Below are 14,389 nucleotides of genomic sequence, written 5' to 3'. Positions count from 1 at the left end.
CATGCTGGCAGAAACGATCTTCGATCTCGTGGTGGTGGGCGGCGGCCCGAGCGGCGCCACCGCGGCGCATGACGCGGCCCGCGCCGGCCTCGCCGTGGTGCTGCTCGACCGCGCCGGGCGCATCAAGCCCTGCGGCGGCGCCATTCCGCCGCGCTGCATCCGCGATTTCGAGATCCCGGCCGACATGCTGGTGGCGCGCATCTTCTCCGCCCGCATCATTTCGCCGTCGGACCGCAAGGTCGACATGCCGGTGACCAATTCCTACGTCGGCATGGTCGACCGCGGCCCCTTCGACGAATGGCTGCGCAACCGTGCCGCCGAGGCCGGGGCCGAGCGCCGCACCGGCACCTACGAGGGCTTCTCGCGCGATGGCTATGGCACCGCCACCGTGCACTACAAGGACAGGGACGGCACCCCCGGCACGCTGCGCGCGCGCTGCGTGATCGGCGCCGACGGGGCGCTCTCGAAGGTCGGCAAGGACACGGTGCGCGGTGCCCACAAGGTGCCTTACGTCTTCGCCTACCACGAGATCATCGAGGCCCCCGCGGGCCGTTCCGAGCAATATGAGGCAGACCGCTGCGACGTCTATTACCGCGGCAGCCTGTCGCCGGATTTCTATGCCTGGGTGTTCCCGCACGGCCGGACGATGAGCGTCGGCACCGGCAGCGCCCACAAGGGCTTCTCGCTCAAAGGTGCCGTGGCGGACCTCCGGCAGCAGATGGGCTTCGACGGCCAGACGCTGCGCCGCGAGGGCGCCCCCATCCCGCTGAAGCCGCTCAAGCGCTGGGACAATGGCCGTGACGTGGTGCTGGCGGGCGATGCCGCGGGCGTCGTGGCGCCGGCCTCGGGCGAGGGCATCTATTATGCCATGCTGGGCGGCCGGCTGGCGGCCGATGCCGCCATTGCCTTCCTGCGCACCGGCGACGCGCGCCAGCTGGCAACGGCGCGCAAGCGCTTCATGAAGGAACATGGGCGCGTGTTCTTCATTCTCGGCATCATGCAGTATTTCTGGTATTCGAGCGACAAGCGGCGCGAGAGCTTCGTCAAGATGTGCGAGGACAAGGACGTGCAGCGCCTGACCTGGGAGTCCTACACCGAGAAGAAGCTGGTCCGCAAAGGGCCGATGGCTCACCTGCGGATTTTCCTCAAGGACATGGCGCATCTTCTTGGTATCGTCCGCCCGACATGACATGGACGCCCGAATTCCTCTGGCCGCTCGGCATCGCCTCGGCGGTGGCCATCGTCGTCGCCGTTGCCGGCGCGGTGCTGACCGAGACCGGCGCGTGGTACGACGCCCTGAAGAAGCCCTCCTGGAAGCCCCCGGACTGGGCCTTCGGCCCGGTGTGGACGACGATCTTCGTGCTGACGGTGATCGCCGCAGCGCTGGCCTGGGTGGCGGCGGAAGGCACCGAGGCGCGCCCGCTGATCTTCTGGGCACTCACCATCAACGCCGTCCTCAACATCGCGTGGAGCGGCATCTTCTTCAAGCTGCGCCGGCCCGACTGGGCGCTGGCGGAAGTGGTGCTGCTGTGGTTCTCGATCCTCGGGCTGATCGTGGCGCTGGGCTCGGTTTCCGGCTGGGCGGGGATCCTGCTGCTGCCCTATCTCGCCTGGGTCTCCACCGCCTCATTCCTCAACCTGCGCATTGTGCAGATGAACGCTCCCTTCCGGTGACCCGGGGATGGAGCAGTTCGTCAGTTCAGGGCAGATCGCGGGGGTGATCCTCGTCGTGCTCGCCATCGAGATCGCCGCCGCCTCCTACTACTTTTGGCGGAGACAGAGGACTTTCCTGCTCCTGTCCTTCGTGGCCAACGGGCTTGCGGGCGCGGCGCTGGTGCTGGCGCTGCGCGCCGCGCTGCAGCAGGCGGGATGGCTCTTTGTCGCAATCTATCTGCTGGGGGGGCTTCTTGCGCATCTGGCCGATGTGGTTCTAAGACTGGCCGCCACAAGACATGCCGAGGGCGTGCCTTCCACCGACTGAGAATTCGTCAAACCGTGAAGGAACAAGTGATGATCAAGAAAGCCGTCTTCGCCGCGCTCGCTTCCGCCGTGCTGTTCACCGTGCCGGCCCACGCCGATGGCGATGCCGCCGCCGGCCAGAAGGTGTTCAACCAGTGCAAGGCCTGCCACGAGAACGAAAAGGGCGTGAACAAGGTCGGCCCGACGCTGAAGGGCGTGGTCGGCCGCAAGGCCGCCTCGGTGCCGGACTACAAGTATTCCGCCGGCATGATCAAGAAGGGCGAGGAAGGTGTGGTCTGGGACGAGGCGACCCTTACCGAATACCTGCCCAACCCCAAGGCCTTCGTGCCCGGCACCAAGATGGCCTTCGGCGGCCTGAAGAAGCCCGAGGACGTGGCCAACGTCATCGCCTTCCTCAAGGCCAATCCCTGATCGCGTCAAGCCTGATCGGCTCGGCGGGCTAGCCCGATGAGCGAGATCGAGCGCCGCAAGCGCGACCACATCGACATCGTCCTGGCCGGCGGGGCACGCCACAGCGTGCCCGCCGGCTTCGACCATGTCCGCTTCCGCCACGATGCCTTGCCGGAAGTGGATTATGACAAGATAAACCTTTCCACCTCCTTCCTCGGGCGGCCGCTTCGGCTGCCCTTCCTCGCCTCCTCCATGACCGGCGGGCCGGATGTCTCCGACCGCATCAACCGCGCCATTGCCGAAGCGGCGGAGCAAATGGGTTTCGCCATGGGCGTGGGCTCGCAGCGGATCTCGCTCACCACGCGTGACAACTCCGGCCTCGGGCCGGAACTGCGCCGCATCGCCCCCTCGATCCCGATCTACGGCAATCTTGGCGCCATCCAGCTGGTCAACGGCATGGGGATCGACGAGGCGCGGCGCGCCGTCGACCAGCTTCAGGCCGATGCGCTGATCCTGCACCTGAACCCGGTGCAGGAGGCGGTGCAGCCGGGGGGTGACCGCAACTGGTCTGGCGTCCAGAGGGCGATCGAACAGCTCACCGGCAAGCTGCCCGTTCCGGTGATCGCCAAGGAAGTTGGCAGCGGCATCAGCGGCGAGGTGGCGCGCCGCCTCGTGTCCTGCGGCGTGGCGGCGATCGACGTCGCCGGCGCCGGCGGCACCAGCTGGGCCGCCGTCGAGGGCGCCAGGCTCGGGGCGCCGGATGGCGGGAACCTGGGCGAGATCTTCCGCGACTGGGGCATTCCCACCCCCCAGTGCCTCGCCGAGGTGCGCGCGGCCCTGCCGGACGTGCCGCTCATCGCCTCGGGCGGCATCCGCCATGGCCTCGATGCCGCCAAGGCCATCCGGCTGGGGGCAAACCTCGCGGCCCAGGCCGCCTCCCTGCTGCCCGCCGCGATGCAGGGCACGGAAGCCGTGGTCGCCCACGTGCAGGCTTTCGCCGACGCCCTGAGGATCACCTGCCTCGCCACGGGTTCGAAAGACCTCGCCACGCTGCGCGGGGCGGACCTGCTGCCCTGATGCCCTGATGTTTCATCATGCCCGGGCTCGTCCCGGGCACCCTTTGGCTGGTGCCAAAAAGGGTCGCCGGGACAAGCCCGGCGATGATGAGCTATTGGAGGGCAAGCCCTGCGACACAACCCCCCATTCATCATGCCCGGGCTCGTCCCGGGCACCCTTTGGCCGGTGCTGAAAAGGGTCGCCGGGACAAGCCCGGCGATGATGAGAATTACCTTGAGGATGAGCCCGGCGACACCAACCCCCCATTCATCATGCCCGGGCTCGTCCCGGGCACCCTTTGGCCGGTGCTGAAAAGGGTCGCCGGGACAAGCCCGGCGATGATGAGCATTACCTTGAGGATGAGCCCCGCGACACCACCCCTGTTCATCATGCCCGGGCTCGTCCCGGGCACCCTTTGGCTGGTGCCAAAAAGGGTCGCCGGGACAAGCCCGGCGATGATGAGCATTGGAGGGCAAGCGCGGCGACACCACCCCCGTTCATCATGCCCGGGCTCGTCCCGGGCACCCTTTGGCTGGTGCCAAAAGGGTCGCCGGGACAAGCCCGGCGATGATGAGTTTGAGAGAGTTGAGCCCCTTGATGATGACTTCGTGAGACTTCATCACATCAGCTGATCGTAGAGATCGATCCATTCCGGATTGCCGGCTTCGATGAGGTTTATCTTCCACGCCCGTGGCCAATGCTTGATGTTCTTCTCCCGCTGAACGGCATCCATGAAGCGAGGGTATTCCTCGTAGAGCACGAGCCGTGTCACCCCGTACCGGCTGGTGAACCCGCCCAGCAAGCCCATGCGATGCTCGTATATCCGCCGCGGCAGATTCCGCGTCACGCCGACGTAGAGCACGCCATTCCGCCGATGTGCGAGGATGTAGCAGAACCCGCTGGCCATGAGGCATTTGGGGGTCGCAACGGCAGAACCGTCAACATGAAAGACTTTGCATTGGCTACGCAGCAGGGAAAAGGTTCGCCGGAACAAACGCGGCAACGCTTCCCCCCTTTCATCATGCCCGGGCTCGTCCCGGACACCTTTGGCTGGTGCTGAAAAGGGTCGCGGGGACAAGCCCGGCGATGATGAGCATTACCTTGAGGATGAGCCCGGCGATGATGAGCTATTGGAAGACAAGCCCGGCGACACTACCCCTTTCATCATGCCCGGGCTCGTCCCGGGCACCCTTTGGCTGGTGCCAAAAAGGGTCGCCGGGACAAGCCCGGCGATGATGAGCTATTGGAGTGCATGCCCGGCGACACCACCCCCGTTCATCATGCCCGGGCTCGTCCCGGGCACCCTTTGGCTCGTGCCAAAAAGGGTCGCCGGGCCCAGGGCCCGGCGGTCATTGACTGGCCAGATCGCGCAGCCTTATTGCCGCTTGCTCAGCACCGGCAGGCCGAGGGCGGAGGAGAGGGGGGTGGGGTTGTTCGACAGGAAGGGGAGGCCCAGGCGGCCCCTGTCGCCCAGTTCGCCATTGGTCAGCAGCGGCATGCCGAGCTTCTCGGAGAAGCTGCACTCACCCGAGGTGACCGCCGGGATGCCGAGGACCTTCGACATCGGATCGGGATCATTGATCAGCAGCGGCATCATCATGGCGCTGGAGAGGGGCGCTGCATCATCCCAGATCCGGTCCGGCTCCGCCTGGGGCAGGCCGGACTCGACGGGGCCGTGGGAGGCGAGAATGGTTTCCGCCAGCCGGCCGGAGCCGAAGGGCGCATGCACCGTCACCAGCGCATGTCCGGCGGCAACACCCTTGGCATAGATCCTCGCCTCCGGCAGGTGGACGTGGCCCAGCGCGATCTGCGCGGCGATGGCGGAGACCGGCACATCGGCGGAGCCCGGCGGGTTGACCACGAAGATATCGGCGAAGCCTTCCTCGCGCAGCTCCTCCGCGGCCTTGGCGGCGGTGGCGGCATTGGCATACATGCGGGTGATTTCGTGGCTCATGTCGGCTCCTTCTTGGTTCGCGTGTCGGTTCGCGTCTCGGTTCGGGTTGGCGGGCGGCTCATCGCAACTGGGCCGGGTGGGAGGAGGCAGCCCCGCGCGGGCTCTTGATGAGGGCAGTCATGGTAACGATGGCGGCAATCAGCAGGATCACCTCGAGGATATAGACCGCGAGGTAGGGTGTCAGCAGGCTTCCGCTGTCCAGCGCCGAGAGCGTGTCGCGGATGACGCCGCCCAGCGCCACGCCGAGGCCGGCAGCCGTGGCCTGAACCGCGCCCCAGGCCCCCAGCGCCAGGCCGCGCTGCGCCGGCGGCGCGCTGTTCATGGTTGCGGTGAGCGTGCCATGGCCGAACAGCCCGGCGCCGAAGCCGATGAGGAAGGTGCCCAGCCCGAAGAGCAGGGGCGACATCAGCGGTGCGGCCAGAATGATCATCAGGAAGGCCGGAACGCCGACCATGGCCCCGAACGAGGCCATGCGGAAGGCATCGAAGCCGCGGCTCAGCACATAGGATGCGAGGCTGAAGCCGATGAGGCCGCCCGCGGCCATGGCGGCGGTCAGCAGCGTGGTGCGTGACACGGCGAGGCCCAGCACCTGGCCGCCATAGGGCTCCAGCATCACGTCCTGCATGGAGAAGGCGAGGGTGCCGACGCCGACGGCGACGAGACGGGCCAGCGCCTTGTCGCCCGCCATGAAGGAGGCCCATGACTGCTGGAAGGTCGGGTCCGGCGTCGCGTTGTGGCGGGGGCGCGCGGTGCCGCGCGCCTCCTGCTTCCACACGGCAATGCCGTTGAGCAGGATGGTGGCCACACCGGCACCCTGGATCACCTGAACGAGGCGGCCGGGCGTGAAGTGATAGAGCAGGGCCCCGAAGATCAGCGCACTGACGATCGAGCCGGCAAGCAGCGCCACATACATGAGGCCGACGACATTGGGCTGCTTTTCCGGCGGCGTGAGGTCGGTGGCGAGCGCCAGCCCGACCGTCTGGGTGGTATTGAGGCCGGCACCCACCAGCAGGAAGGCCAGTGCCGCCGCGATCTGGCCGACGATGGGCGGAATGTCGGCTGCGTGGCCCTGCCGTGCCAGCACGAGCAGGGCAAAGGGCATGATGGCGAGGCCGCCGAACTGCACCATGGTGCCCTTGTAGAAATAGGGCACGCGCTTCCAGCCGAGCGCGGAGCGGTGGGTGTCGGACTTGAAGCCGATCAGGGCGCGGAAGGGCGCAGCCACCAGCGGCATGGCGAGCATGACGGCGACCAGCGAGGCGGGCACGCCGAGTTCCACGATCATCACGCGGTTCAGCGTGCCGACCAGCAGCACCAGCGTCATGCCGGCCGAGACCTGGAACAGGGAAAGCCGCAGCAGCCGCTCGAGGGGCACGTCATCCGACGCCGCATCCGCGAAGGGCAGATACTTGGCGCCGAGCCCGGCCCAGGCTCTCATCATGCGTTGGCTGAAGCGGTTCATGGCGTCTTGACGCTGAGGGGAAGAAGAGTGTCGTGCGGGAGGAGAGCGGTGCCTTTGCGCCCCGCGCACCTCCCGCGCTGTCGTTGCCGTCCGTTGCGGAACGGCCGAGCCATGCTACTTGGCGGCCAGCTTCGAGCCGTCGAGTGCGGCATCGGGCGTCACCTTCACGGTGATGACATAGCCATCGCCGGTCTTCGTGACATTCGACGCCACCGGAGCGATGGTGGTGTCGACCGCGGCGGTCTTGGCCGCAGCGCCCTGCCAGTAGTTCGACATCCAGGTGGTGTGCGACATCACTGACGCATGCACCACGAGAGACGTCACCGCCACGCCGCCGATGAACAGCGGCAGGCCGACCGTCGGGTTCACGACGCACCAGATTCTACCTTGGTTCATGTCATGTCCCTCCTAGTGCAGCCACGGCGAGTAGATGTACGCCAAGAGATGAGCGAAGAGGGCGATCACAAAGAACACCCGCGCGCCATCGATGACGTGCTTATGCAGCTCCTCTGATTCCTTGATGGTGAGGCCGGTGGGCCACACCCTGTTGGGATCGTCCATACTGCTATCCTCCAGACTGAGGTTGGTTTCGTGCTGGACCTGCACGCAGGTTTCCCGTCATTTCAACAACGACAAGATTCGGGTTGCTCGCGGTCCTCATGGATTGGGGACCGAGAGTTCGGGATAGTCCTTCGCCATCGAGAAGCCGTAGAGCGGCTTGTTCACGCCGTTGTGGCAGGTGGCGCAGTTGGCCTTGTAGACGTCGCCCTCGGGGCCCTTGCGGTTGGCGGGGAAGACGTCGGTGAGCGAGCCGATGTAGGTGGCGTTGACGTCGCGCACCATCTGGATGCCGTGCCAGGCGGTGACGCGCTGCGGCCGGCTCTGCTCCCAGTTCGCGAACTGGCGCGAGTTGTGGCAGAAGGTGCAGTTGACGCCGAGGCCGGTCGACATGTGCATCATCAGCGCATAGGTCTTTTCCGTTGCCTTCACGCCAGCACCTGTGCCGCCGGGCAGCGCCGTCGTTGCCACCACGCGGATGCTCTCTGCCGGCGTGTTCAGCAGCGTGGTGAAGGGGTCATAGGGCAGCGAGGCATAGGCCGGCACCGACTGGTGTGCCAGGTTCTGGCCGTCGCGGCTGGCGGCAAAGCCGCCCGCCTGCTTGGGGCCCGGGTTGGTGGCCCAGATATTGGCCGGCACCGGCTGGCCGCGGTGGCAGGTGTAGCAGGTGACGCCGGTCTGCGCGACGTGGCTCTTGTGCTGGGTGTTGATGGCCCGCGTCATCTGGATCATGCGGCGGGCGACGACCTTGGTGTAGAGCTCGTCGGAAGCCATGTTCTCGAGGTTGTGGCAATAGGCGCAGCCGGCATTGTCGCCTTCCTGCGGCGCCACCCAGGTGGAGATGGCGTTCATCAGCCGCACGAACTGCGCGGTGTCGAGGTCGCCCAGCACCTGGACGTTCTTGTAGTTCTCCTTGTCGTCCTTGACGAGCACGCCGTCATTGGGAACGGCATCGTCGGGCGTGGGCAGCGGGTTGGCGGCCTTGACCTTCTCGGCAAGGCGCGGATTGGTGATCTGCTCCATGCCGAGGCCGCGGAAGCCGAGCTGGGTCGAGTCCATCGGCGGGCGTTCCCACTGCAGCATCATGGGAATGACCAGCAGGATGCCGATGACGGTGACGAGCAGCGAGGCGGTGAGGGTGGTTGCCGAGATATTCTTCATGGGTCCCGCACTCCTATTGCGCCGTCGCCGGGTCGGTGATGGGGGCCGTCAAGTCGAAGGGATACATGGGTGCCACATGGTGCTTCACCGCCCACAGGTACCAGTTGTCCACGACCGTTCCCGTGAGCAGGATGCCGATGCCGCCGACCAGCGGGCAGAGCACCGCCATCCACCAGGCCCAGCGGTGGATCGACTCCATGGTGGCGTTGAAGCCCATGGTCCAGCGCCAGAACAGGGCCGCGCGCTCCGAGGCCGTGCCGCGGTCGATGATCTGCTCGATCTCGCGCTCGCCGCCCAGCCGCGACACCGCCAGGATGGTCGCGCCATGCATCGCGAAAAGAAGTGCCGAGCCATAGAGGAAGGCGATCGAGAGCATGTGGAAGGGGTTGTAGAAGAGGTTGCCGTAGCGGATCGAGAAGGCCGCCGTCCAGTCGAGGTGCGGGAAGATGCCGAAGGGCACGGCTTCCGAGAAGTTGCCGAGCAGCAGCGGGCGGATGAAGCCCAGCACCAGGTAGAGCCAGATCGCCGCGGCGAAGGCCCAGGCGATGTGGGTGCCCATGCCCAGCGCGCGGGCGCGCCGGTAGGTCCTGAGCCACCACAGCAGGATGGACGCGGTGAGGAAGAAGCCCGCCATCTGCCACCAGCCGCCCTCGCGCAAGGGTGCGAGGCCGAGGCCGTATTTCGCCGGCGGCGGCTCAAGCCCGAGCCAGAACAGCTGGCGCACGAACTGGATGGGGTTCCAGTTCACCGAGGCCAGCATGTTGAGGCCGATGATCTCGATGGCGATGAAGCCGCAGAGCAGCGACATGATGCCGATGCCGCCGAGATAGATGGGGCCGAGCTGCGCATCGCCGATGATGCCGAGCAGCCAGTTGGTGGTGATGCCCTTCTCGCGCGGCCAGTTGCCGGGCTTCAGGGGAACGCCGAGGTCATCCGGGCCATGGACCTGAACGCGGGTGAAGATGTTCTGGTATTCGATCATCATGATTCTCTCTCCTCAGCGCTCAAGACCAGATCGGCAGGTCGAGCCACCAGTTCCACCATTCGGGCCAGCCGCGGGTCCAGAAGGGGCCCGAGATCACGATGCACACGGCGCTGAAGAACACCGCTCCGAGCGCCAGGAAAAGCCCTAGGCGATGGATGCCGAGGGTTCCGATCGAGTAGCCGATGTGATCGCGGAAGAAGCTGTTCTCGTGTTCCGCGGTCTTCACCGCCTCGCCCTTCGCCGGGTTGGTGGCCGAGAGCACCAGGCCGCCATGCATCGCCAGCGCCAGCGTGCAGGTGAAGAACAGGGTGATGGCGATCATGTGCGCCGGATTGTAGTGGAAGTGGAGGTACTGGTAGCCGACGTTCGACACCCAATCGAGGTGGCTGATGATGCCATAGGGGAAGCCATGGCCCCAGGCGCCGAGCAGGAAGGGGCGGATGACCTCCAGCGTCACATAGGCGAAGATGGCGAAGGAGAAGGCAACCGGCACGTGAAGCCCGATGCCGAGCTTGCGGCAGATCTCGACCTCGCGCAGCGCCCAGGAGACGAAGGCGCCGGTGGCGCAGATGGTGATGATCTGCCACAGGCCGCCCTGCTTCAGCGGGGCAAGCGCCAGGCCATAGGAAAGATCCGGCGGGGCGATGTTGATCTGCCAGAGGTTCCAGGTTCCGCCGATCGCCGCGCCATAGACGATGAGCGCGGTTCCGATCGAGGCGAAGAAGGCCGTGAGCACGCCGAAGAAGCCGACATAGAAGGGCCCGACCCAGAAATCGAACAGGTCGCCGCCGATCAGCGTTCCGCCGCGGACGCGATATTTCTTCTCGAAGCTCAGCATGGCCATGATGGACACTCCTGCCGGCGGTTGCCGGCCTTTCGTTCAGCTGTGGTGTGTGGACGGAACGCGACGATGAAGGCACGTTCCGTCCACAAGAGTTGCGGTGATGGACGGCCTCAGCCGACCATCTCGCTGATCGTCACGTCCAGGCTCGCGGCCTTCTTCGCCACGCCGCCCTCGAGCCAGTTGAACCGGTCGGTGGACAGCAGGATGAAGTGGATGACGAGAGCGAGAACGAACAGGAAGGTCGCCATCGCGACGAGCGTCCTGCGGGGATCGAACAACAGCCAGATGCGCCACATATCCAATCCTCCTTACGTGAACATCGACGTGAGCTGGTGCAGCACCGGGCTCAGGTCGGTGGTTTCGTAGCCATTGGGTCCGGGGATCCACGGGCGCCATTGCCAGGCCAGGAAGTGGGCGACGATCGCCACCAACGTGAAGGCAATGAAGCTCGTGAGGAACATCCCATGGAATTCCTTGGCTTCGGCTTCGGTCAGGCCCGAGGTGGACCCGTTGTTATCGGCCATTTCTGACCTCCGTCATGAAGTCCCCCGCGAAGGGGACCGTCACCGCTGAATGACCGCGCGGCCCGGTTACCCGCCTTGCCCCGAGGGGCAAGGCGAATGGCAAACCCTTCACATGAAGGCGAAGGGAATGGAGTTGTAGGTGGCGGCCTTGGCCGCGGCGAAGATCGACTTGCCGTCGTCATGGCCGCCGACGCGCGGGCGCATGGAGCGCGGCATGAGGCGGGTGGCGGCAATCGCCACCAGGAACACCGCGAAGGCCAGCCACATCAGGAGGCTGAACTCGAGCTTGCCTTCATCGTGGCGCTGGGCATTGATCATCGACATGCTGCTATCTCCTGATGTCAGATGGAATGAGGCGGGGGCCGGCCATCATGCGAGCTCCCGTGTTGCATTGCGCACGTCGGCCTCGCCGACGCACGCGGAACCATGTTTGCGCGCCTGTGCTTCCGCGCCGTCGCGCAGCCGCTTGGCAGCGGAAATCCTGACGAGCACCGGCTGGCGCTCCAGCCATTCGTCGAGGAAGGACTTGGCCTCGGCGTCCCAGGCGATCTCCTGCTCGCGCCGCGCCGGGGTGGCCTCGACCTTGTCCATGTCGGGGGCCAGCGGCAGGATGTTGAACAGCGCATCGAACAGCGCGTTGCACACTTCCTGGATCAGGTAGGTGGCACCCGCATAGCCCATGAAGGGTGTCCCGGTGTGGCGGCGGATGATGGCGCCGGGGAAGGAGGCGGGGATATACATGGCGCGGCCGCCTGCTTCCGCCGCATACATGCGCTCGTTGTAGCTGCCGAACAGGATCAGCGGCGTCTTTTCCTTCACCAGCCGGCGGATCGCCTCGTTGTCCGTCTTCTCGCCCGACTTGCGCGAGACGGCGAAGTTGCAGGGAAGCCCCATCTCCTCGCCCAGGAAATGCTCGAGCCCGCGGGCATAGGTTTCCGATGCCACCACGCCGAAGCTCGCCGTGCCGAAGAAGTCCTGCGTCACCGAGCGCCACAGGTCCCACAGCGGCTTGATGGTGGTGTGCTTCTCGCGCTCGATGAAGGGTTCGGGGTCGAGGCCGAGGATCTCGCCGAGCTTCCTCAGGAACTTCGTCGTCGAATGCAGCCCGATGGGCGCCTGCAGGTAGGGCCGGTCCAGCGCCTCGCACAGCTTGCGGCCGAATTCGCGGTACATGCAGATATTGGCTTCGGCATTCACCAGCTTCGGCACGTCGGCCAGGTGGCTGCCGAGCGGGAAGCACATGTTCACTTCGGCGCCGATCCCCTCGACGAGGCGGCGGATCTCGGCCAGGTCCGAGGCCGAGTTGAAGGTGCCGTAAATGGTGCCGATGATGTTGACGCGGGGTTTCTCACCCTCCTTGCGCGGCTTCTGCGTCGGAACTTGGCGTTTCTTCGAGCCGAATTCCGTCCACAGCCAGTAGAGCGCGCGGTCGGCCGACTGCCACTGGTCCTCGTCGATGGTGCGCGGCAGGAAGCGCTGGATGCCTGTGCCCTGCGGGGTGACGCCGCCGCCGATCATCTCTGCGATGGAGCCGGTGACGACCACGCTGGGCATCGAGGGATCGAGCGTCCTGTGGGCGCGCCGCATGGCGCCTTCGGTGCCGTGCTGGCCGAGTTCCTCTTCCGACAGGCCGGTGACGACGATCGGCAGCTCATGCGGCGGCAGCGCGTCGGTGTAATGCAGCACGGAGGTGACCGGCAGGTTCTCGCAGCCCACCGGCCCGTCGATGATCACCTGCAGGCCCTTGATGGCCGTGAAGGCATAGACGGAGCCCCAATAGCCGCCGGCGCGGTCATGATCGATCACGAACATGAGGGCGCCTCCATCACCTTAATAAGGCCGTCACCCCGGCGGAAGCCGGGGCCCAGCTTCCTTGGGGCCGGCAAAGCGGGGTTCCGGCTTTCGCCGGGATGACGGACGTGGGGGAGGGCGCGGCGCATCATCATGTCCCCACCGCCTCTTCCGCCTTGGCCTTGGCCGCCAGCATGCCGGCATATTTCTTGCGGAACTCCGGGCGGTCGACCGGAGTCTCCTCCCACACGCCCGCGGCATGGCCTTCGCCCACACCCTCGAAGAAGTCCCGCATCTCGTCGAAGCGGCTCTTGTTGCCGAGTGCGGCGTTGATCACCTGGGCGAGCGAGCCCGCACCGGCAGGCCCCATCAGGGGCCGCGCCGAGATCAGGTTGGTGAAATAGAGGGCCGGGATCGACAGCGACTTCGCCTTCTGCACCACCGGCGTGGTGCCGATGGCGAGGTCGGGCCTCGCGTCCATCATCGCCGCGATGTCCTGCTCCAGCGAGGCGCGGTACTGGATGGCAACACCGCGCGCCTCCAGCCACTCGCGGTCGGCATCCGACCAGCGGGTGCGCGGGCAGGCGGTGCCGACGTAAGGCACTTCCGCACCACTCTCGATGAGGAGCCGCGCCACCAGCAGTTCCGAGCCTTCGTAGCCCGACACCGTGATGCGGCCCTTGATGGGCTTCGCCGCCAGCGCTGCCTTGATGGCGGGCAGGATGGCGTTCTGCGCCGCCGCGATCCTGGCGGGCGAGACATTGCAGGCATCGCCGATCGCCTGCAGCCAGGCGGCGGTGCCGTCGTGGCCGACGGGGGCGGAGCCCACAACCGTGCGTCCGGCCTGCTCGAACTCGCGGACCGAGGCCGTGTAGAAAGGATGGATTGCGGCGACGGCGGCACAGTCGAAGGCCGAGAACAGCTCGCGCCATTCGCGCACCGGAACCACCGGGCCAGCCGAAAGGCCCATCGGCTCCAGCATGCGGCCGATGCTCACCGGATCGACCGGGAACATTTCGCCGAGCAGCGTGACGGACGGAAGCGCACCTCGCGCCGTGCGGGGTGCTGCAACGGGCCCCTGGCGGATTTCCTCCGCGGCATATTTCAGCATCGCGCCGGACAGCACGTCCTTCGCTTCCGCGTGCGTCGGCACGCCGAAGCCCGGCACGTCGATGCCGATGATGCGCACGCCGTTGATCTCCTTCGGGAGGAGCTGCAGCGGCACGCCCGAGGCGGTGGGAACGCAGAGATTGGTGATGACGATGGTGTCGTAGTCTTCGGGCTTGGCGAGGTTGAACACCGCCTCGCGGATGTCCTCGAACAGCTTGCCCGTCACCAGCGTCTCGGAATTGAACGGCACATAGCCCACGCTGCGCCGCGCGCCATAGAAGTGCGAGGTGAAGGTCAGGCCATAGACGCAGCAGGCGGAGCCAGAAAGGATCGTCGCCGTGCGCCGCATGCGAAGACCTACGCGCAGCGAGCCGAAGGCCGGGCACATGCTCTGCGGCTGGTCATGCGGGCCCAGCGCATAGTCGCGCGCATATTGCTCCAGCACCTCCGACTTGCCGGCGGCTGCGGCGGCCTTGGCCAACTCGTCCTTGCCGGCATGGCAGGACATGCCGGAGACGTCTGCCTTGGCAGCCTCCGGTCGGTTCGTCCTGTCGATGAGGGTGGCCATGATCCG

Annotated in this window: 18 protein-coding genes; 5 read left to right on the top strand and 13 right to left on the bottom strand. The window is 66.3% G+C overall.

Translation table 11 applies throughout. The features are described from left to right. The first annotated feature begins 1 nt into the window (after position 1). The 5 genes from DK847_RS15635 to fni are packed head-to-tail and all read left to right on the top strand — an operon-like array spanning position 2 to position 3,447. Positions 2–1,189, top strand: a complete 1,188-nt coding sequence (locus DK847_RS15635) for a geranylgeranyl diphosphate reductase (protein WP_111199452.1) — start codon at positions 2–4, stop codon at positions 1,187–1,189. Further along, positions 1,186–1,674, top strand: coding sequence for a TspO/MBR family protein (locus tag DK847_RS15630; protein WP_111199451.1), 489 nt, complete (start codon positions 1,186–1,188; stop codon positions 1,672–1,674). The genes DK847_RS15635 and DK847_RS15630 overlap by 4 nt, the downstream gene beginning before the upstream one ends. Positions 1,675–1,681: 7 nt before the next feature. After that, the gene (locus tag DK847_RS15625) at positions 1,682–1,981 is read left to right on the top strand and encodes a hypothetical protein (protein ID WP_111199450.1); all 300 of its coding nucleotides are present in this window, start codon (positions 1,682–1,684) and stop codon (positions 1,979–1,981) included. A 29-nt stretch (positions 1,982–2,010) separates the two neighbouring features. Next, positions 2,011–2,391 carry a c-type cytochrome gene (locus DK847_RS15620; protein WP_111199449.1) on the top strand — a complete coding sequence of 127 codons (381 nt, stop codon included), beginning with the start codon at positions 2,011–2,013 and terminating at the stop codon, positions 2,389–2,391. Positions 2,392–2,427: 36 nt separating this feature from the next. After that, a complete protein-coding gene (fni, locus tag DK847_RS15615; RefSeq protein ID WP_111199448.1) occupies positions 2,428–3,447 on the top strand; it encodes a type 2 isopentenyl-diphosphate Delta-isomerase in 1,020 nt (339 codons plus the stop codon). Between the two features lie 598 nt (positions 3,448–4,045). Here fni and DK847_RS15605 read toward each other — a convergent pair. The 13 genes from DK847_RS15605 to bchY all read right to left on the bottom strand — a co-directional run bounded on the left by DK847_RS15605 (position 4,046) and on the right by bchY (position 14,383). Then, the gene (locus DK847_RS15605; protein ID WP_111199446.1) at positions 4,046–4,333 is read right to left on the bottom strand and encodes a GIY-YIG nuclease family protein; all 288 of its coding nucleotides are present in this window, start codon (positions 4,331–4,333) and stop codon (positions 4,046–4,048) included. A 468-nt stretch (positions 4,334–4,801) separates the two neighbouring features. Further along, complete coding sequence (locus tag DK847_RS15600) at positions 4,802–5,380, bottom strand: hypothetical protein (RefSeq protein WP_146256151.1); 579 nt, start codon at positions 5,378–5,380, stop codon at positions 4,802–4,804. 58 nt (positions 5,381–5,438) lie between these two features. Further along, positions 5,439–6,842, bottom strand: coding sequence for a PucC family protein (locus tag DK847_RS15595; protein ID WP_111199444.1), 1,404 nt, complete (start codon positions 6,840–6,842; stop codon positions 5,439–5,441). A gap of 114 nt (positions 6,843–6,956) precedes the next feature. Further along, on the bottom strand, positions 6,957–7,238 hold the full coding sequence (locus tag DK847_RS21145; RefSeq protein ID WP_111199443.1) for a light-harvesting protein: 282 nt from the start codon (positions 7,236–7,238) through the stop codon (positions 6,957–6,959). A gap of 12 nt (positions 7,239–7,250) precedes the next feature. After that, on the bottom strand, positions 7,251–7,403 hold the full coding sequence (gene pufB / locus DK847_RS15585; protein ID WP_111199521.1) for a light-harvesting antenna LH1, beta subunit: 153 nt from the start codon (positions 7,401–7,403) through the stop codon (positions 7,251–7,253). A gap of 96 nt (positions 7,404–7,499) precedes the next feature. Then, positions 7,500–8,561 carry a photosynthetic reaction center cytochrome PufC gene (pufC, locus tag DK847_RS15580; RefSeq protein ID WP_193548204.1) on the bottom strand — a complete coding sequence of 354 codons (1,062 nt, stop codon included), beginning with the start codon at positions 8,559–8,561 and terminating at the stop codon, positions 7,500–7,502. Between the two features lie 13 nt (positions 8,562–8,574). Further along, complete coding sequence (pufM, locus tag DK847_RS15575; RefSeq protein WP_111199519.1) at positions 8,575–9,543, bottom strand: photosynthetic reaction center subunit M; 969 nt, start codon at positions 9,541–9,543, stop codon at positions 8,575–8,577. A gap of 22 nt (positions 9,544–9,565) precedes the next feature. Beyond that, entirely contained in the window at positions 9,566–10,390 is an 825-nt protein-coding gene (gene pufL / locus DK847_RS15570; protein ID WP_111199518.1) for a photosynthetic reaction center subunit L, read from the bottom strand. Positions 10,391–10,500: 110 nt separating this feature from the next. Continuing rightward, positions 10,501–10,686, bottom strand: a complete 186-nt coding sequence (gene pufA / locus DK847_RS15565) for a light-harvesting antenna LH1, alpha subunit (RefSeq protein WP_111199442.1) — start codon at positions 10,684–10,686, stop codon at positions 10,501–10,503. A gap of 12 nt (positions 10,687–10,698) precedes the next feature. After that, entirely contained in the window at positions 10,699–10,914 is a 216-nt protein-coding gene (gene pufB / locus DK847_RS15560; protein ID WP_111199441.1) for a light-harvesting antenna LH1, beta subunit, read from the bottom strand. Positions 10,915–11,022: 108 nt separating this feature from the next. Next, positions 11,023–11,238 (bottom strand): hypothetical protein, encoded by a 216-nt coding sequence (locus tag DK847_RS15555; RefSeq protein WP_111199440.1) that lies wholly within the window; start codon positions 11,236–11,238, stop codon positions 11,023–11,025. Positions 11,239–11,283: 45 nt separating this feature from the next. After that, on the bottom strand, positions 11,284–12,726 hold the full coding sequence (bchZ, locus tag DK847_RS15550; protein ID WP_111199439.1) for a chlorophyllide a reductase subunit Z: 1,443 nt from the start codon (positions 12,724–12,726) through the stop codon (positions 11,284–11,286). Between the two features lie 130 nt (positions 12,727–12,856). Beyond that, positions 12,857–14,383, bottom strand: coding sequence for a chlorophyllide a reductase subunit Y (gene bchY / locus DK847_RS15545; RefSeq protein WP_111199438.1), 1,527 nt, complete (start codon positions 14,381–14,383; stop codon positions 12,857–12,859). Positions 14,384–14,389 lie beyond the last annotated feature (6 nt).

It is taken from the genome of Aestuariivirga litoralis (genome assembly GCF_003234965.1).
GTDB classification, from domain to species: Bacteria; Pseudomonadota; Alphaproteobacteria; order Rhizobiales; family Aestuariivirgaceae; genus Aestuariivirga; species Aestuariivirga litoralis.
Note: the sequence above shows the minus strand (reverse complement) of the source record. Positions and strands in the feature narration are given on the sequence as shown.